This window comes from Bacillus sp. PS95 (assembly GCF_037963565.1).
Lineage (GTDB): Bacteria > Bacillota > Bacilli > Bacillales > Bacillaceae > Bacillus > Bacillus subtilis.
This window is the reverse complement of record NZ_CP150160.1, coordinates 3,978,460-3,998,700: the sequence shown is the minus strand read 5'-3', so window position 1 is coordinate 3,998,700 and position 20,241 is coordinate 3,978,460. Positions and strand designations below refer to the sequence as shown.

At 41.3% G+C, this 20,241-nt stretch carries 14 protein-coding genes; 12 read left to right on the top strand and 2 right to left on the bottom strand.

The window, feature by feature from the left end; translation table 11 throughout:
- Positions 1–114: 114 nt before the first annotated feature.
- The 10 genes from bglP to NSQ12_RS20710 all read left to right on the top strand — a co-directional run bounded on the left by bglP (position 115) and on the right by NSQ12_RS20710 (position 16,398).
- Positions 115–1,932: a PTS beta-glucoside transporter subunit IIABC gene (gene bglP, locus NSQ12_RS20755; protein WP_339175542.1), complete on the top strand. Its 1,818-nt coding sequence runs from the start codon at positions 115–117 to the stop codon at positions 1,930–1,932.
- 22 nt (positions 1,933–1,954) lie between these two features.
- Complete coding sequence (gene bglH / locus NSQ12_RS20750; RefSeq protein ID WP_038428164.1) at positions 1,955–3,364, top strand: aryl-phospho-beta-d-glucosidase; 1,410 nt, start codon at positions 1,955–1,957, stop codon at positions 3,362–3,364.
- A 102-nt stretch (positions 3,365–3,466) separates the two neighbouring features.
- Positions 3,467–3,913 carry a universal stress protein gene (locus NSQ12_RS20745; RefSeq protein ID WP_038428044.1) on the top strand — a complete coding sequence of 149 codons (447 nt, stop codon included), beginning with the start codon at positions 3,467–3,469 and terminating at the stop codon, positions 3,911–3,913.
- A gap of 306 nt (positions 3,914–4,219) precedes the next feature.
- Positions 4,220–4,774 (top strand): SdpA family antimicrobial peptide system protein, encoded by a 555-nt coding sequence (locus NSQ12_RS20740; RefSeq protein WP_051632896.1) that lies wholly within the window; start codon positions 4,220–4,222, stop codon positions 4,772–4,774.
- Complete coding sequence (locus NSQ12_RS20735; RefSeq protein WP_033882827.1) at positions 4,765–5,736, top strand: sporulation-delaying protein SdpB family protein; 972 nt, start codon at positions 4,765–4,767, stop codon at positions 5,734–5,736. The genes NSQ12_RS20740 and NSQ12_RS20735 overlap by 10 nt, the downstream gene beginning before the upstream one ends.
- A gap of 20 nt (positions 5,737–5,756) precedes the next feature.
- Positions 5,757–6,326: a sporulation delaying protein family toxin gene (locus NSQ12_RS20730; protein ID WP_033882829.1), complete on the top strand. Its 570-nt coding sequence runs from the start codon at positions 5,757–5,759 to the stop codon at positions 6,324–6,326.
- 105 nt (positions 6,327–6,431) lie between these two features.
- Positions 6,432–7,367 carry a MerR family transcriptional regulator gene (locus NSQ12_RS20725; protein WP_033882831.1) on the top strand — a complete coding sequence of 312 codons (936 nt, stop codon included), beginning with the start codon at positions 6,432–6,434 and terminating at the stop codon, positions 7,365–7,367.
- A 528-nt stretch (positions 7,368–7,895) separates the two neighbouring features.
- Positions 7,896–8,831 (top strand): DMT family transporter, encoded by a 936-nt coding sequence (locus NSQ12_RS20720; protein WP_038428163.1) that lies wholly within the window; start codon positions 7,896–7,898, stop codon positions 8,829–8,831.
- A 164-nt stretch (positions 8,832–8,995) separates the two neighbouring features.
- Positions 8,996–15,997, top strand: a complete 7,002-nt coding sequence (gene wapA / locus NSQ12_RS20715) for a tRNA nuclease WapA (protein WP_128471942.1) — start codon at positions 8,996–8,998, stop codon at positions 15,995–15,997.
- Positions 15,979–16,398, top strand: a complete 420-nt coding sequence (locus NSQ12_RS20710) for a YxiJ family protein (protein WP_214287113.1) — start codon at positions 15,979–15,981, stop codon at positions 16,396–16,398. Before wapA ends, NSQ12_RS20710 begins: the two co-directional genes overlap by 19 nt.
- Positions 16,399–16,646: 248 nt before the next feature.
- Here NSQ12_RS20710 and NSQ12_RS20705 read toward each other — a convergent pair whose 3' ends face one another.
- Together NSQ12_RS20705 and NSQ12_RS20700 are read right to left on the bottom strand one after the other, a co-directional pair.
- Complete coding sequence (locus NSQ12_RS20705) at positions 16,647–17,054, bottom strand: DUF2812 domain-containing protein (RefSeq protein WP_128471941.1); 408 nt, start codon at positions 17,052–17,054, stop codon at positions 16,647–16,649.
- Complete coding sequence (locus NSQ12_RS20700) at positions 17,051–17,392, bottom strand: helix-turn-helix transcriptional regulator (protein WP_128471940.1); 342 nt, start codon at positions 17,390–17,392, stop codon at positions 17,051–17,053. The genes NSQ12_RS20705 and NSQ12_RS20700 overlap by 4 nt, the downstream gene beginning before the upstream one ends.
- Before the next feature lie 164 nt (positions 17,393–17,556).
- On the opposite strand from NSQ12_RS20700, the gene NSQ12_RS20695 reads away from it, so the two are divergent.
- Together NSQ12_RS20695 and dbpA are read left to right on the top strand one after the other, a co-directional pair.
- A complete protein-coding gene (locus tag NSQ12_RS20695; protein WP_038428036.1) occupies positions 17,557–18,705 on the top strand; it encodes a GDSL-type esterase/lipase family protein in 1,149 nt (382 codons plus the stop codon).
- A gap of 81 nt (positions 18,706–18,786) precedes the next feature.
- Positions 18,787–20,226: an ATP-dependent RNA helicase DbpA gene (gene dbpA / locus NSQ12_RS20690; RefSeq protein WP_038428034.1), complete on the top strand. Its 1,440-nt coding sequence runs from the start codon at positions 18,787–18,789 to the stop codon at positions 20,224–20,226.
- The last annotated feature ends 15 nt before the right edge of the window (positions 20,227–20,241 follow it).

Below are 20,241 nucleotides of genomic sequence, written 5' to 3'. Positions count from 1 at the left end.
ATTTAGGTTTTTTTATTCTCTTTTAGGAGGTGATGCAGCATTTGATACAAAAAAAGCTGGTGAAAGGCGGCCACCTTTCATCCAGCAGTCCCCCCATAAAAAGGAGGTATACACATGGATTATGATAAATTATCGAAGGACATATTACAACTCGTAGGCGGTGAAGACAACGTTCAGCGCGTGATTCACTGCATGACAAGACTGCGTTTTAATCTTCATGACAATTCGAAGGCGGATCGCAGTCAGCTGGAGCAACTGCCTGGGGTGATGGGCACCAATATCAGCGGCGAGCAGTTTCAAATTATTATCGGAAACGATGTGCCGAAGGTGTATCAGGCGATTGTGCGGCACAGCAATCTCAGTGATGAAAAGAGCGTTGGTTCATCCTCTCAGAAAAAGAATGTGCTGAGTGCGGTCTTTGATGTGATTTCTGGTGTGTTTACCCCGATTCTGCCTGCGATTGCGGGAGCGGGGATGATCAAAGGGCTTGTTGCGCTGGCAGTTACGTTTGGCTGGATGGCGGAGAAGAGCCAGGTTCATGTCATTTTGACGGCTGTCGGTGACGGCGCGTTCTACTTCCTGCCGCTCCTGCTAGCGATGAGTGCGGCGAGAAAATTCGGAAGCAACCCGTACGTAGCGGCTGCCATTGCGGCGGCGATCCTGCATCCGGATTTGACAGCCCTGCTCGGTGCGGGGAAACCGATTTCCTTTATCGGGCTTCCTGTAACCGCTGCCACTTATTCGTCAACGGTCATCCCGATTTTGCTGTCGATTTGGATTGCTTCATACGTGGAAAAATGGATTGACCGTTTTACACACGCATCTCTCAAATTGATTGTGGTTCCGACATTCACGCTATTGATTGTCGTGCCGCTGACATTGATTACAGTCGGTCCGCTTGGCGCTATTTTAGGAGAATACTTGTCTTCCGGGGTCAATTATTTGTTTGATCATGCAGGGCTTGTGGCAATGATTTTGCTGGCGGGTACATTCTCTTTAATCATTATGACGGGCATGCACTATGCCTTTGTGCCGATCATGATCAACAACATCGCTCAAAACGGCCACGATTATTTACTGCCGGCTATGTTTTTGGCGAATATGGGGCAGGCGGGAGCATCATTTGCCGTCTTCCTTCGCTCCAGAAACAAAAAATTTAAATCACTCGCGCTTACCACAAGCATCACGGCGCTGATGGGGATCACAGAACCTGCGATGTATGGCGTGAATATGCGATTGAAAAAGCCGTTTGCGGCCGCTTTGATTGGCGGTGCAGCCGGTGGCGCGTTTTACGGCATGACGGGTGTTGCTTCCTATATCGTCGGGGGGAATGCAGGTCTCCCGAGCATCCCTGTCTTTATCGGCCCAACGTTTATTTACGCGATGATCGGCCTTGTGATTGCGTTTGCGGCGGGAACAGCAGCTGCGTATTTGCTTGGATTCGAGGATGTGCCTTCTGACGGCAGCCAGCAGCCGGGCAGCAGAGAGATTATCCACAGCCCGATTAAAGGAGAAGTGAAAGCCTTAAGTGAAGTCAAAGACGGAGTGTTTTCTGCTGGGGTCATGGGAAAAGGATTTGCCATTGAGCCTGAAGAAGGAGAAGTTGTGTCGCCTGTTCGTGGAAGCGTTACCACCATTTTCAAAACAAAACATGCCATTGGCATTACGAGTGATCAGGGAGCTGAAATACTCATACACATTGGATTGGACACGGTGAAGCTGGAGGGACAATGGTTCACGGCTCACGTCAAAGAAGGCGACAAGGTCGCACCGGGAGATCTGCTCGTGTCCTTTGATCTGAAGCAAATCAAAGCCGCGGGATATGACGTCATTACCCCGGTGATCGTGACCAACACAGACCAATATTCATTTTCGCCGGTGAAAGAGATCGGTAAAGTGCAGACAAGAGAAGCGCTGCTTGCTTTATCTTGAAAAAACTGATGGGGTGATCAATATGAGTTCAAACGCAAAACGATTTCCAGAAGGATTTTTATGGGGCGGCGCAGTTGCTGCCAACCAAGTGGAGGGAGCTTATAACGAGGGTGGCAAGGGGCTTTCGACAGCTGACGTATCGCCGAACGGGATCATGTCTCCATTTGATGAATCAATGACTTCCTTGAATCTGTATCACAACGGGATTGACTTTTATCATCGTTATAAAGAGGATATCGCCTTATTTGCAGAAATGGGATTTAAGGCGTTCCGCACATCGATTGCGTGGACGAGAATTTTTCCGAATGGCGATGAAGAGGAGCCCAATGAAGAAGGCCTTAGATTTTATGATGATCTGTTTGATGAGCTGTTAAAGCATCATATTGAGCCTGTCGTAACCATCTCTCATTATGAAATGCCGCTCGGTTTAGTGAAAAATTATGGCGGCTGGAAGAATCGTAAAGTCATAGAGTTTTATGAACGCTATGCCAAAACGGTTTTCAAACGCTATCAACACAAAGTGAAGTATTGGATGACGTTTAATGAAATTAACGTGGTGCTCCATGCGCCGTTTACCGGAGGCGGTCTTGTCTTTGAAGAAGGAGAAAACAAATTAAACGCGATGTACCAGGCAGCACACCACCAATTTGTGGCCAGTGCTCTTGCTGTCAAAGCGGGCCACGACATCATTCCTGATTCGAAAATCGGCTGTATGATAGCAGCAACGACAACCTATCCGATGACTTCTAAGCCGGAGGATGTCTTCGCGGCAATGGAGAATGAGCGCAAAACACTTTTCTTCTCAGATGTTCAGGCAAGAGGCGCATACCCAGGATATATGAAACGCTATCTGGCAGAAAACAATATCGAAATTGAAATGGCTGAAGGCGATGAAGAGCTCTTGAAAAAACATACGGTGGATTATATTGGATTTAGCTACTACATGTCGATGGCGGCGAGCACTGATCCGGAAGAGCTTGCAAAATCAGGCGGCAACCTGCTGGGCGGAGTCAAAAACCCTTACCTCAAATCATCAGAATGGGGCTGGCAGATTGATCCGAAAGGCTTGCGCATCACGCTCAACACCTTATACGACCGTTATCAGAAGCCGCTGTTCATCGTTGAAAACGGTCTTGGCGCTGTAGACAAAGTTGAAGAGGACGGCACGATTCAGGACGATTATAGAATCAACTATCTGCGTGATCATTTAATTGAAGCGCGCGAAGCCATTGCGGACGGCGTTGAATTAATCGGATACACATCATGGGGGCCAATTGACCTTGTCAGCGCATCTACTGCAGAAATGAAAAAACGCTATGGCTTCATTTATGTGGACCGGGACAATGAAGGAAATGGAACATTTAACCGCATCAAGAAAAAAAGCTTCAACTGGTATCAGCAGGTTATCGTCACAAACGGAGAGAGTCTCTGACAATTTTTCGAAAAATCATGCGCTTCAATTGACAATAACGAAATGCAGGCGGACAATAAAAGAGAAAGATGAACCACCCACAGTCCGAAAGGCGGGAAGAGCATGTTTAACAAAATGTTAGTTGCAATTGACGGATCAGACATGAGTGCAAAAGCGCTTGATGCCGCAGTGCATTTGGCAAAAGAGCAGCAAGCGGAACTAAGCATTCTTCATGTGGGGAGAGAAGCCGTCGTTACGACTTCTTCTCTGACGGGAATTGTCTATGTGCCTGAACACTTTATTGATGAAATCAGGAATGAGGTTAAAAAAGAGGGCCTGAAAATCCTTGAGAATGCAAAAGAAAAAGCAGCCGAAAAAGGCGTTCAAGCTGAAACCATTTACGCGAACGGCGAGCCGGCGCATGAGATACTAAATCACGCAAAAGAGAAAGGCGTCAGCCTGATCGTAGTTGGCAGCCGGGGGATCAGCGGCCTGAAAGAAATGATGCTTGGAAGCGTCAGCCATAAAGTGTCTCAATTATCAACATGCCCGGTTTTAATTGTTCATTAGAATAAAGAAAATCAGATTGAAAATTCAGTTGAGGTATCTTAGGAATTGTTGAGATTTTCGCGAAAGAATTCAGCGATTTACAATGAGACAATTTAAGAATTTATAAAAGTTAATGTTAAGATATTTAAGGAGAGCTAATAAGCTCTCTTTTTTTAATTTTCTATATATATTATCTAAAAATGAGTAATCGTAAATTAGTAACAAAGACTTTAATTTAATATCCAGGTAAATACAGTAGTAATTTACCTTTTTTGTCCATGTAAATATATGTATAATAGTAAGTAATAACGATACAGGAGATTTGATATGAATAATAGTTCATTAAAAAGTAAGAGTTTCATAGTGTTAATAGTTATCTCTGCTGTATGGATAATTTTTATAGGTAAGTCGATCATTGCAGTTCTACCTACAAACCCGTTGTCTCCAAATATTGAAGAACAAAGCCTTATGAAAACATTGTATCCACAAGGGTGGGGCTTTTTTAGCAAAAATCCTAGAGAAGAAATGATAAATGTCTATGAAACAAAAACATACACACAGGCAGTTTCTTGGCCTAATAATAGTTTTAAAAACGTTTTTGGATTAGATAGACATGGTAGAGCACAAGGTGTTGAGTTGGGATATTTAATCGAACAGATTCCAAAATCAATAGAATGGGGAGATTGCAAAGACGGAACAATATCATGTTTAAAAAAGACTGATACTGTAGTCACTATAAACAATAAAACACCTAAAGCATCCTTATGCGGAAATTTAGGTTTGTCCAGAGAAACATTAATTCCTTGGGCATGGAGCAATAAGAGAGAAAGTAATATTTCAAAAGAATCTAAAGTATTGAGAGTTGAAGTTACATGTTCTTAAAACAAAGTGTTTTTAAGACATTGAATGAGAAGATTTTTGAGTGGGTTAATTGCAACTATCCCTGGACAAACGTTTATGGCATATCTAGAAGTTTAATGGCTTTGGCAACAGCGCTAACTTTGATTTTTAATGATGCCAGTGTGTTTTTTAGACCAGCTAGTGGAATAGCTACTTATCCTTATTGCCCCAAAACTATTCCAAGTGTTTTTTGCTTTACTTCAAATGATTATCTTCATCTTAATATAGTACGTTGGATTTGTGTGCTGTTATTGCTAATTATAGCGACTGGCTGGCGTCCGAGAATTACTGGGATTATTCATTGGTGGATTTGTTATAGTTTACAGGTTTCTGCATTAACAATTGATGGTGGCGAACAGGTAAATGCGGTTTTCACCTTATTACTCCTGCCAATAACATTAACGGACTCTAGGAAATGGCATTGGTATAATAATGAAGTATATGACATTGATAACAACGGAGAGTTTTATGCTAGGATGATAGCGTTAGTCTCTTTTGTTGCAATAAGAGTACAAGTATCTATTTTATATTTTAATTCTTTTGTAGCTAAGTTAGGTGAGGAAGACTGGATTAATGGAACAGCAGTTTATTACTATTCCCAACACTTAATGTTGGGTTTTCCAGAGGTAATCCTTCATATATTTCAATTTATAATTACTAGTAAATTTGTTGTTGTTGCTACTTGGGGAACATTGCTTATTCAGTTCTTATTGTTTGCAGCTATCCTGGCACCCAAAAAAGGTTGGAATTTTTTATTCTATATAGGATTACTAATGCATGACATTTTTGCCATTATGTTTGGATTGATTAGTTTTTCTATGATTATGTGCAGTATTTTAATTTTATATTTAAGACCTCTAAATAAACCTTTCAAGTTGAAACAACTTAACTTAAAAAGAAGTTTATCTGAAAGGGGGGATAAACAAAAGATTCTTAATTATTAAACGGAAAGGGGAAAAGGAAAATGAAAGGGAAAGTTATTAACAGAAAAAACTTAATATTCATTTTATTTGTGCTGTTAGTTTCATCAATTACAAGCAATTTTAACTCTGTGGAGGCTATCGAAAGCCATAAATTTTCTGGTGAAGAAATTTATGCTGGAGTAGCCTTTGGTCAGGGAGAAGTAGCAAAACTTTTTCCGGAAGTTTGGAGTAAAGAGAATTTAGAAAAATTATCTACAAAGGAATCAAAAAGAAAAGCACTTAAGTTAATCGCAGATATGAAGGAAGTAGATCCAAACTACTTCAATAACTTAGAGAAAGCTATTTACGAAAACAAAGACCCAAAAGAAGTAAAAGAACTTCTTACGAGAAGTGGAAAAATTCTAAAGAAAATTGATCCGAACATTTCTGAAAATACTCAAGTTGACTCTGCCGAAGGAGCTTGTGTTACATTTGTTACATGGACAGCAGTAGCCGCTATATGGGTAGCTGTTGTGGCCGGAGCTGTGGTAGTTGCCTCCACTGTGACTAATGATAAGACATCTTTGATGAATGAAATGCTTGTTAAAAATATGGTGGAAAGACTAAATTAAACTCTAAAAGGATCTTAATTTTTAGTTAAGGTCCTTTTTTTATTGACCTATCCCTCACGGATACCTTTAAGATAAAAGTGGAAAAATCTTTAAGGAGTGAATTTCATGAATATAAAACAAGTATCTGAATTAACTGGATTAACTAAAAAAGCGATTAAGTACTATGAATCTGAAGGATTGATTGAAGTTAATAAAAATCCCATAAATCAATACAGAGAGTATTCGGAAAAAGTGATTTCCCAGTTAAATCTAATTGCTTCTCTTCGATTGCTCCACCTGCCTATAAAAGAGATTAAATCTCTTCTGAAAGGAGAAAGAAGGCTCCCAGAATTATTAAATGAACAGTTAAATGAAATTAATAAAAATTTAAAACAGCTTGAGCAACAAAAATTATTAACAGAGACTCTTATACAGAATGTAAATGAAATTGATGATTTTAGTGATAAGGTGAAAATTTTAGAAGACACTTTGCATTTGAAAGATCAGGAAAAGAAAGAATATATAATGGACAAAATTTTAAGAATGTTTCCAGGTAAATTTGGTGAATTCGTTGTTGCTATGTTTGAGCCTTTTTTAGAAGTTACTATTGATAACGAAAGTAAACAATCATATTGGTTAAATTTGGTTAACTATCTTGATGATATTGAAGAGGTAGATGATAATCATCCAATTATGAAATTAATTATGGAAAATGAGCATGAGTTAGAGAATTTTAAGAAGAACAATTATGACTTTGTTAATAAAATAATAAATAAAGATCCTGAATTATTTGAACAACAAAAAAACACATTAATAAATTTAGTTAAAAGTGTGAAGGAAAATAGAGAGTATAGAGAGAATTTTATTACACAAGCAAATAAAGGAAAAGACCTTCCACATCTAAAAGAAGGTAGTAAATTTAGTAATATGTTGTATAAAATAAGTTCAAAATATAAGATCTTTTTAGACAATCAAACAGAAATAAAAAACCAAGCAGACGCAGAGTTAGGATTTGATTCAAAACAATTTTTAGAAGCAGTTATAAAGGGTGAAAGAGATTGATAAACTATATTATTGGCGGACTTCTATGTTTATTATTTGCCTATTTAATAGGAGTAAAAAAAATATTAGTTCTAATAATAAATTACAATTCCTTCACTTTTTTAGGTGATAAGGATAAGTTATCAAAAAGAATGGGAATAATACTACTGATAATCGGAGTATTCACTATATTAATGCCTTTATTACTCATATTATTTGGCGTTTTAATAAAAAGCATATATACAGCTATAATAATTGCATTGGTCTTATTGGCTTCTTTATTTATTGTAGTTCCATACTTTCAAATCAAATAAATGATCTTCTTCGCTTAAGTATAGTTCAAGGAAAGAGTTTAAAGCTTATGTGCTTTCAAAAGTAACAGGATTATTTTCACCGTGTAGTTCAATTGATAACTGAAATAATGTGGTTGAATGGTAATGGATGAAAGTAATTAATACTAAAAATGAGTATAACACTAAAATAAAATCATCAAAATTATAAATTATTTCTTAATTTTAAGGAAGGAGTACTGGAGGTAGAATACGCTTGATGCAGCAAGATCTCTCAATCACACCAAAACAAAAATCAACAGCCGTAATCAAAATGGTCATCTCTATGGTGATTTTCGGCTCCATCGGCTTTTTCTCAGAGCATACCAATCTGCCGTCATTTGAATTGGTCTTTGTCCGCTGCCTTTGCGCAACGCTGTTTTTAGGTCTTTGCTGGCTGGCGTCCGGCCAGTATAAAACTGAAAAATGGAGCAAGAGAGACGTGCTGCAAACATTGGCGTGCGGTTTCTTTCTTGTATTCAACTGGGTGTTTTTATTTAAGTCTTTTGAAGAAACGTCCGTTACAATTGCCATCTCCGTTTATCATCTAGCGCCGGTGCTTGTTCTTCTTCTGGGGAGCTTCTTCTACAGAGAGAAATTAAATGTGATCTCCGTCAGCTCCATTATCATCTGCTTTCTGGGAACTGCGCTGATTTCCGGGATTAACGGCAGCACTTCATTGACACAGCTGATGGGATCAGGGATCATATGGGCAGTTCTCGCCGCACTGTTTTATGCGTTCACCACTTTATTGGGAAAAGGCATTCACAATCTCAGTCCTTACACGACCACCTTCTTGCAGACGGGTTTAGGGGTTATCATCTTGATTCCGTTTATTCACTTTGGCGCTTTTGCTGACCTATCTCAGGGAAACTGGATTATGGTGGTATCTACCGGCATTATCCATACGGGTATTGTATATTTGTTGTTTTTTGACAGCTTGCGATTTTTATCAACGAAATTTATTTCAATCATTGTATTTCTCGACCCCGCTGTCGCAATCGTGCTCGATACCGTCTTCACAGGCTTCCGCCCTGACCTCTATCAAACGCTTGGCATCGTAATGATCTTTGCGGGCATGGCCTTGACGCTTGTCAGGAGGCAGGGGAAGGTGAATGTGGCAGCTGAGGGTACGGATATTGAACAAATGCAATAATGGAAAATGTAAAAAGGCCTATGCGGCCTTTTTTTGTTTTAGGTCAATTGACTCTCGCTAATCCTTAAAATAAGATAAATTTTCTAGAAAAATATTGTAATAATATTTCAGTCTAGTTAAGATTATTGAGTAAATATTACTTTTATTACAGAAGGAGAGAGAAAATGAAAAAAAGAAAGAGGCGAAACTTTAAAAGGTTCATTGCAGCATTTTTAGTGTTGGCTTTAATAATTTCATTAGTGCCAGCCGATGTACTGGCAAAAACCACAGAAGAAGAGAATGGAAATCGTATTGCTGCCGATGATCCAGAAGAAACTCTTCAGAAAGAACAATCTGAGGAAGCTGTACCTTTTGATCCAAAAGATATAAACAAAGAGGGTGAGATCACCTCTGAAAGAACAGAAAATACAAAACTCTATTATGAAGGTGACGGTGTCTATAAACAGGAAGTATACCTTGATCCTATTCATACAAAGGAAACACCTGATGCCGACTGGGAAGACATTTCTCCTGAGTTAAAAGAGTCGACAAGCAAACAAGTCCAGACAGAGAACGCTATTTTGAATTCAGATTTTCAAAAGCAAATGAAGAACGGGCTTTATGCGACTTTTGAGCATAATGACCATAAGGTTACATATTCACTTGTAGAAGCGAAAGGCCCGAATAAAACTTCACTTACTCCGAAAGATACCTCAGCAGATTATAAGACTGACAGTAATGAGATTGTGTATCCGGATGTTTTTCCGAATATTGATCTTCAGACTTTCACATTCAATGAAAACATAAAAGAAGATTTAGTCCTTCATCAGTATGATGGATACAACACATTTACATTTCAGTTAAAAACCGATTTGCAGGCTAAAGAACAAGAGGATGGATCCATTGATTTTTCTGATGAAAAAGGCAAAGTTGTTTTTTCTGTGCCTAAACCTTTTATGACGGATTCAAAACTAGATGAGCTTTCCGGCGAGGTTGAACGGTCAGACAAAGTCAGCTATAAGCTAGAAAAGAATGAAGAAGGGTATTTGCTTCATCTTACGGCAGACGAGAACTGGCTGAAAGACCCAGAACGCGTATATCCAGTATCTATCGACCCGTCAACTTCTTTATCTGTTTCATCGGATACGTTTGTCATGAGTGCCTACCCGACGACGAACTATTCGGCCTCCTCACAAAAATGGGATGCTAATTTAAAGGCCTATGTACTGAAAACGGGCTATTATGACAAAACAACAGGCACAAACTATGCGTTCATGAAATTTAACAACCTAAAGCCAATTCAAAATATGACTGTCACTAAAGCTACATTAAAAACATACGTAGCCCATTCCTATTATGGAACAAAGGCAACCGGTCTTTGGCTGGATACGGTCAACAGCAATTATGATAATGCAAAAATGACATGGAACACCAAACCGGCATCTAAAAATATCGGAAAAGCCGACGTCCATAAAGGACAGTGGGCGAGTTATGATGTGACCGCTGCTGTAAAGTCATGGAACTCCGGCGGGGCCAACTATGGGTTTAAGCTTCATACAAACGGAAACGGTAAGGAATACTGGAAAAAACTAATTTCTTCAGCGAACTCCGCCAATAAACCGTATATTGAAGTGACGTATACCATACCAAAGGGAAACACCCCTACAATTAAAGCCTATCACAATGGTGATTCCACTGGTTATTTTGATATCAGTTGGAAAAAGGTTGAAGGTGCGAAAGGGTATAAGGTATGGATTTACAATGGTAAAGAATATCAAGCGATCTCTACAGGCAACGTCACGTCGTGGAGCACAAAAGGGAAAAAAATCTGGCCTACGAGCGCAGAAATTGCCTCCAAGCGATATAAACTGCATCTGGACGGCAAGGATGGAGCTGAATTGGCATTAGACCCATCCCCGGTCTATAAGAACTCCGGCGGAAGCTATGCCACAAGCAAAAACTATTGGATTGGCGTCAGTGCGATATTTGACCAAGGTGAAGGAGCGATGTCCGCACCGGCAAAGCCCGTTATCCCTAATGTAGGAAAAGCACAAGCACCGTCAGCAAAGGGCTACAATAATGGGAATGCCACAGGATACTTCGACCTTTCTTGGAAAGCTGTATCCGGTGCAACCGGCTATAAGGTTCAGGTGTTCAATGGGAAAGGCTTTGAGACACTTGATCTCGGAAATCAGACGTCTTGGACCACAAAAGGGAAAAAGATCTGGCCGACAAGTGCAGAAATCAAGGCGGGAAAATATGCTCTTCACCTAAAGGACGGAAGCGGAGCAGAGCTGCCGATCAATCCCGGACCAACCTATAAAAACGCCGGGGGAGATGGAGCCAAAAGAAATTACTCGTTTAAAATTATCGCATACAACAAAGACGGCGAAGCCATTGCATCCCCGGCTGCTAACCCGGCACTTCCTGATATCGCTAGGCCAAAGAATGTAACTGGCTATTTGTATACAAATACAAAATCGAGTCAAACGGGTTATGTGAATTTGATATGGGAAAAGGTTCAAAATGCGAAAGGCTATAAAGTTAACATTTACAACGGTAAGGAATATCAGTCCTTTGATGTGGGTGACGCGGATCATTGGACAACCCAAAATAAAAACATTTGGCCGACTTCTGAGGAAATCAAAGCCGGAAGCTATAAGCTTCATACAGATGGAAAAGGCGGGGAATTAGCCCTCGATCCGTCACCTGTCTATAACAATGCAAATGGAAATTACAAAGGGAAGAAGAATTATTCTTTCACGCTTGTCGCTTATGATGCGAATGGTGAAACGATTCCGACAGCGCCCTTTAACCCAACGTTCCATGAAGGAGCAGAATTCCTTGGGACAGAAGAATACTGGTCTATCATTGATATCCCAAGCGGCCAGTTAAATGGTGCGACAGGCAATGTCATTGTGAATGAAGAAGATTTGTCAATTGACGGACGTGGTCCGGGACTTGGCTTATCGAGAACCTACAACAGTCTTGACAGCTCTGATCATTTATTTGGGCAAGGCTGGTATGCTGATGCAGAAACATCTGTCATCTCAACGGATGGCGGGGCAATGTATATCGATGAAGACGCTACGACACATCGATTCACGAAAAAAGCCGATGGCACCTATCAGCCGCCGACCGGTGTATATCTTGAATTAACAGAAACAACTGATCAGTTCATATTAAAAACAAAGGATCAAACCAACGCTTATTTCAATAAAAAAGGCGGCAAACTCCAAAAGGTAGTGGATGGCCACAACAATGCAACTGTCTATACTTACAATGACAAAAATCAACTGACCGCCATTACAGATGCATCAGGCCGCAAGCTTACATTTACCTATGATGAAAACGGCCATGTGACGTCCATCACCGGACCTAAGAATAAGAAAGTCACCTACTCATATGAGAATGATTTGCTGAAGAAGGTTACAGATACAGACGGGACTGTCACAAGCTATGACTACGATAGCGAAGGGCGCCTTGTCAAACAGTATTCAGCCAACAGTACCGAAGCAAAGCCTGTCTTTACCGAATATCAGTATAATGGACACCGTCTTGATAAAGCGATTAACGCTAAGAAAGAAACATATGTCTATAGCTATGATGCTGATAAAAAGACGCTTCTCATGACACAGCCGAATGGCCGGAAAGTACAGTACGGCTATAATGAAGCGGGAAATCCGATTCAGGTCATTGATGATGCGGAAGGGTTAAAAATTACAACGAATACAAAGTATGAAGGCAACAATGTTGTAGAAGATGTCGATCCAAACGACGTCGGCACCGGAAAAGCAACGGAAAGCTATCAATATGACAAAGATGGCAACGTTACGTCTGTTAAAGACGCATATGGAACTGAGACATACGAATACAACAAAAACAACGATGTCACAAAAATGAAGGATACCGAGGGCAATGTCACGGATATTGCTTATGACGGACTGGATGCTGTATCCGAAACCGATCAGAGTGGAAAATCATCGTCAGCAGCCGTTTATGATAAATACGGAAATCAGATTCAATCCAGCAAAGATTTATCAGCTTCAACTAATATTTTGAAAGATGGAAGCTTTGAAGCGCAAAAATCCGGCTGGAATCTGACTGCTTCTAAAGACAGCGGCAAAATCTCAATTATCACCGATAAAAGCGGGGTTCTTTCCGGATCAAAGGCATTGGAAGTCTTGAGCCAATCAACGTCTGCCGGAACAGATCATGGGTATTCGTCAGCAACACAAACAGTTGAGCTGGAGCCGAATACAACCTATACATTAAGCGGGAAAATCAAAACAGATCTTGCGAAATCAAGAGCCTACTTTAACATTGATTTGCGAGACAAAGATCAAAAACGAATTCAATGGATTCACAATGAATACAGTGCATTAGCCGGAAAAAACGACTGGACAAAACGGCAAATCACTTTTACGACTCCAGCGAATGCAGGAAAAGCCGTTGTGTATATGGAAGTCGATCATAAAGATAAAGATGGCAAAGGAAAAGCATGGTTTGATGAAGTCCAGCTGGAAAAAGGCGAAGTATCGTCAAGCTATAACCCAGTTCAAAACAGCAGTTTCACCTCAGCAACGGAAAGCTGGAATGTAAGCGGAGCATCCGTTGATTCTGAAGAAGGCTTTAATGATGATGTATCATTAAAAGCTGCCCGGACCAGTGCGTCCCAAGCCGGATCAGTAACAAAACAAACCGTTGTCTTAGGGCAAAGCGCAAATGACAAATCGGTTTATCTCACACTGACAGGAATGTCGAAAGCAAGCAGCGTCAAATTTACAGATGAAAAAGACTATTCTCTGCAGGCGAATGTCACTTACGCTGACGGCAGCACAGGCGTCTACAATGCGAAATTCCCTTCTGGAACACAGGAATGGAACCGGGCAGCTGTCGTCATCCCTAAAACAAAGCCGATCAATAAAGTAGATATTAGTATTCTGTTCCAAAAGAGTGCGACAGGCACAGTCTGGTTTGATGATATCCGTTTGATTGAAGGAAGCCTTCTGACTAAAAGCACGTATGACAGTAATGGCAACTATGTGACCAAGGAAGAGGACGAACTAGGTTACGCCACTTCAACTGATTACGATGAAACTGGTAAGAAAACGTCTGAAACAGATGCAAAAGGTGAAAAAACAACCTATACGTATGATCAGGCAGACCAATTGACAAACATGACGCTCTCTAACGGCACGTCTATCCTTCACAGCTATGATAAGGAAGGCAATGAGGTAAGCAAAACCATCCGGGCGGGAGCAGATCAAACCTATAAATACGAATATGATGTGATGGGCAAGCTTGTCAAAACAACTGATCCTCTGGGCAATGTGTTAGCAAGCGAATATGATGCCAACAGCAACCTGACCAAAACCATTTCACCAAATGGCAACGAAGTGTCTCTTTCTTATGATGGAACAGACCGGGTGAAATCAAAGTCGTATAACGGTACAGAAAAGTACAATTTCACGTATGACAAAAATGGAAATGAAACGTCGGTCGTCAATAAAGAGCAGAACACCACAAAAAAACGGACATTTGACAACAAAAACCGTTTAACCGAATTGACTGACCGCGGCGGCAGCCAAACTTGGACATATCCTAGTGACTCCGATAAGCTGAAAACCTTCTCGTGGAGCCATGGAGATCAAAAAGGAACGAATCAATTTACGTATAACAAACTTGATCAAATGATTGAGATGAAAGACAGTACATCTTCCTATTCATTTGATTATGATGAAAATGGAAACGTCCAAACCTTTATTACGGGCAACGGCGGCGGAACAAGTTTTTCATATGACGAAAGAAACCTTGTAAGCTCGCTGCATATCGGCGACAAAAATGGCGGAAGCATTCTGACAGAAAGCTATGAATACGACGCCAACGGCAACCGCACAACGATAAACAGCTCAGCAAGCGGCAAGGTGCAATATGAGTATGGGAAGCTGAATCAGCTTGTCAAAGAAACCCATGAAGACGGTACTGTTATTGAATACACATATGATGGATTCGGAAACCGGAAAACCGTTACAACTATAAAAGACGGCTCAAGCAAAACGGTGAACGCTTCCTTCAACATCATGAACCAGCTGACAAAAGTCAATGATGAAAGCATCTCTTACGATAAAAACGGCAACCGCACATCCGACGGCAAATTCACATATACGTGGGATGCAGAAGATAACCTGACCGCCGTTACCAAAAAAGGCGAAGACAAGCCATTCACAACATATAAGTATGACGAAAAAGGAAACAGAATCCAAAAAACCGTCAACGGAAAAGTCACGAACTACTTCTACGACGGAGACAGCTTGAACGTCTTGTATGAAACAGACGCGGACAACAACGTCACAAAATCATACACGTACGGAGACAGCGGCCAGCTGTTATCCTACACAGAAAATGGTAAGAAATATTTCTATCACTACAACGCACACGGCGACATCATCGCGATCTCAGACAGCACTGGAAAAACCGTTGCCAAATATCAGTACGACGCATGGGGAAATCCAACAAAAACCGAAGCAAGCGACGAAGTAAAAGACAACCGCTACCGCTACGCAGGCTACCAATACGACGAAGAAACCGGCCTGTACTACCTCATGGCCCGCTACTACGAGCCAAGAAACGGCGTGTTCCTATCGCTCGACCCAGACCCGGGCAGCGACGGCGACTCATTGGATCAGAATGGGTATGCTTATGGAAATAATAACCCGGTGATGAATGTTGATCCGGACGGGCATTGGGTGTGGCTAGCCATTAATGCTGGATTTGCGGCTTATGATGCTTATAAAGCATATAAATCTGGTAAGGGCTGGCGAGGAGTTGCTAAAGCTGCAGCATTTGGTTTTATTGGTGGGGGAAGGTTAAAAATTGCTAGTAGGATAGGAAAATGGGCTACTACGACTAGATATTGGAGTAAAGGCACTTTTAAGAGTGCAAAGGCTTCTTTAAATTATCATCATAAAAAACATGTCGTTTGGAAAGGGAGATCTTACGGTAAAAAAAGATACACTAATGCAGCTAGGGCTTTTTATAGATCTAATAAACATTTAAGACAAAAACATGTTCTTTCTAACGGGAAAAAAGGCTATAAAATTAAGAATGGCAAAAGAGGAGGGTATTATACGAGAAGTGGTAAAATTATTACATTTTGGCATAACGGTTGGAAAAAAAGAAGATAGTGTTTTGTAAGACACAAATTATTTGGGGAGGGATAATAATTAAAAAGTATAAGCGTTACAATTTAGATAATGAGTTAATTTCCACCCTTGAGAGAATTAAAAGAGATTTAGAAGGTCCATTTCCTTCTGATATTGAGAAATTAGAGGAAGATTATAATGAATTTTGTTCAGCGGAAGATTTTTATGAATTTTTTATGCTCATCGTTGGAAGTCTAAGTTATGTTTTAGCAGATAAAAAACTGCCCAAACGCCAACTTGATTCATTATCAAAATCTTTTTTTGAACTATACCCAAGGTACTCTCAAATGAATGGAATTTTAGAAAACTATCCTGCACTAAAGCGAGAACTAGAACTACACGAGCGAGCAAGGAGATTATTAATTAAAATAATTTCTAATTAGCTAGCACTTTAAGAAATAGGTACGTACTACTTTCAATTTGAAATGATAGTATAAGCTTAGAAAATGTATTTAGAACTGGCACGGAAAGTTATTAAAAAGCAAAACCCCAGCCTTCACTCAAGGTTGGGGTTTCTGCATATGACGCGCCAAATTCTGAAGACAGTGGCTGCGTAAGTGAGGATAGCCGGAATAGTGATGCAATGAGAAAAATAGAAAGGATGTTTATGGTGTTATGAAGTATGGAAGCTTCAGCAGAAATAAACATTGAAAGCCGCAGTAAGACAGAGCATGAACAATATGATATAGCGGAGGGTATATTCACTTTGTTTGTATTTATCAATCATGGTTGAACGGTCGGAGTAAATCGGCTTCGTTCCGGGTGCGGCGGCAAAGATATGTGTGGTGTATTCAGAATAAACATGCTCCCATCCGGCATTTTCGAATATTTCAAGGTACTCATCTATGTTGTCATTATCGACGGCACGATAGTCTAAGCTGTAGATCAATTTCCGCGGCTCAGTTTTTCTAAGCTTATACCCCATAAACGCAAAAGAATCGAGTACCCAGCCTTTGCTGGCCATATCACTTAGTCTCTTCATATCCTTTTCTTCTGAAAAGGCCAATCCTTCAGACATCATAAATTTTTTCTGTTTCATGATGAATCCCCTTTCAATTGTTGAAAAGCACGTTGACCGTGTTCAGCCATCACTTTTCTGCGCTGAATTTCTTTTTTGAGTAGTTCTTGGCCGTGCAAGGTGGTTTGGTACACTTTGCGCCGTGGGTTGTCATTGTTGACAAGCTTAATGATTTCTTCTTGCAGTAATTTCTTTAACAATGTATATAAGGTAGCCGGGCCGATCGTAAAGGAGTCATCGGTCATGTCCTCAATCTCCTGCATGATCGAATATCCGTGTTTTGGCTCCAGCAAGGTTAAGACAATATAATAGGCTGGATCGGTAAGCTGATCCATTTCCTGCGGACGCTGCTTTGGCAAGCGGTCACCTCATTTCTTATATCAACTAATGATATATCACTTATTGATATAATAAAATCTTCCTTTTTGTTTGTCAACGCAATTTTTTTCTTCCTTCAGTCATCATAAAGAAACAATCACCGAGTATGGATTAATGTATTCGTTTTCATAGAGGGGGAGTCTTGATGAAAAAATGGATGGCAGCGGTTTTTGTGATGATGCTGATGCTGTGTTTTGGCGGGAATGAGAGTGTGAAGGCGGCGGAGCCGAAGGTGTATCAATTTGACTTTGGAAGCGGTTCGGTGGAGCCTGGTTATATTGGTGTCAGGGCGTTTGATCGATATGATCGGTCAAAGGGCTACGGTTTTCAAACACCGGAGAATATGAGGGATGTGGCGGCATCCGGGACTGGTGTGAAGAGTGATGCGGTTCAGTTTTTAGCGTATGGGACGAAAAGCAATAACACGTTTAATGTGGATCTCCCGAACGGCCTTTATGAGGTGAAGGTGACGCTTGGCAATACGGCAAGGGCCAGTGTGGCGGCGGAGGGCGTGTTTCAGGTTATTAATATGACAGGGGATGGCGCGGAGGATACGTTCCAAATTCCTGTCACCGACGGGCAGCTGAATCTGCTGGTGACAGAGGGGAAAGCTGGCACCGCTTTTACGCTTAGCGCCTTGAAAATAAAGAAATTGTCTGATCAGCCGGTGACGAACCGAACCATTTATGTCGGCGGCGACTCGACGGTGTGCAATTATTATCCGCTCAACAGCAGCAAGCAGGCGGGCTGGGGGCAGATGCTGCCTCACTATATCGATAAACACACCTTTCAAGTGAGAAACATGGCGTCCGGCGGGCAGATCGCGAGAGGGTTCAGAAATGATGGACAGCTTGAGGCGATCCTGAAGTATATTAAACCGGGAGATTATTTTATATTGCAGCTTGGCATTAATGACACAAATCCGAAGCATAATGAATCTGAAGCGGAGTTTAAAGAGATGATGCGTGATATGATTCGTCAGGTAAAAGCGAAAGGAGCGGACGTCATCCTATCAACGCCTCAGGGCCGGGCGACCGATTTTACTTCTGAAGGCATCCATTCGTCTGTAAACAGATGGTACAGGGCCTCTATTTTAGCTTTGGCCGAAGAGGAAAAAACACACCTCATTGACTTAAATGTCCTCAGCTCGGCATACTTTACATCGATCGGTCCGGAAAGAACACTCGGGCTTTATATGGATGGAGATACGCTGCATCCGAATCGCGCGGGGGCCGACGCACTGGCGCGATTGGCTGTTCAGGAGCTAAAACGCCAGGGAATCGATGGCTTTTAATACATCACTTTTCGACAAAACACATATGCCTTCGTCAATTAGAGTATAATGAGAACATCTGCAAGAGACAGGAGTTTATACATGAGTCATTTTAAAAACTATCAAATCAGTCATGACATTTTACGAGCATTGGAAGGACTGGGATATACAGAACCGACCAAGGTGCAGCAGAGCGTGATCCCCGCTGCCCTTGAACGAAAGGATCTTGTCGTCAAATCACAGACGGGAAGCGGGAAAACGGCTTCGTTCGGAATTCCTCTCTGTGAGCTGGCGGATTGGGATGAAAACAAGCCGCAGGCGCTTATTTTAACTCCAACCCGTGAGCTTGCGGTGCAAGTAAAGGAAGATATCACGAACATCGGACGATTTAAACGGATCAAAGCGACAGCCGTATTTGGAAAATCCTCCTTTGATAAACAAAAAGCTGAGCTTAAGCAAAAAAGCCACATTGTTGTCGGCACGCCGGGACGTGTTCTGGATCATATCGAAAAAGGCACGCTGCCGTTGGATCGTCTCTCTTATTTGGTCATTGATGAAGCGGATGAGATGCTGAATATGGGCTTCATTGAGCAGGTGGAGGCGATTATCAAGCATCTTCCGACTGAGCGTACGACGATGCTGTTTTCGGCGACGCTTCCGCAGGATATCGAGAAGCTGAGCCGTCAATATATGCAAAACCCCGAGCATATCGAAATCAAAGCGGCCGGGCTTACCACAAGAAATATTGAACATGCGGTGATTCAAGTAAGAGAAGAGCATAAATTTTCATTGCTGAAAGATGTGCTGATGACGGAGAATCCCGACAGCTGCATCATTTTCTGCCGAACGAAGGAGCACGTCAATCAGCTGACCGATGAATTGGATGACTTAGGATATCCATGCGATAAAATTCACGGCGGAATGATTCAGGAAGACCGATTCGACGTCATGAATGAATTTAAACGTGGCGAGTACCGTTACTTAGTCGCGACGGATGTCGCCGCGCGCGGGATTGATATTGAAAATATCTCCCTTGTCATCAACTATGATCTGCCGCTTGAAAAGGAAAGCTATGTCCACCGCACGGGCCGAACGGGACGCGCAGGGAACAAAGGAAAGGCCATTTCGTTTGTCACGGCCTTCGAAAAACGGTTTTTAGCCGACATTGAAGAATATATCGGATTTGAGATTCAAAAAATAGAAGCCCCTTCTCAAGAGGAAGTGGCAAGGAAGAAACCAGAATTTCTAGCTAAAATGAATGACCGTCCGGAAAGCAAAAAAGACAAAAGCGAAGAGCTGAATAAAGACATTATGAAGCTGTATTTTAACGGCGGAAAGAAAAAGAAAATCAGAGCCGTTGATTTTGTAGGAACGATTGCAAAAATTGACGGTGTGTCAGCTGACGACATCGGCATCATTACGATCATGGATAACGCCTCATACGTTGAGATTTTAAATGGTAAAGGTCCTCATGTTCTCAAAGTGATGAAGAACACAACCGTCAAAGGGAAAAAGCTGAAGGTGAATAAAGCGAATAAATGATGAATGACCTGCTCC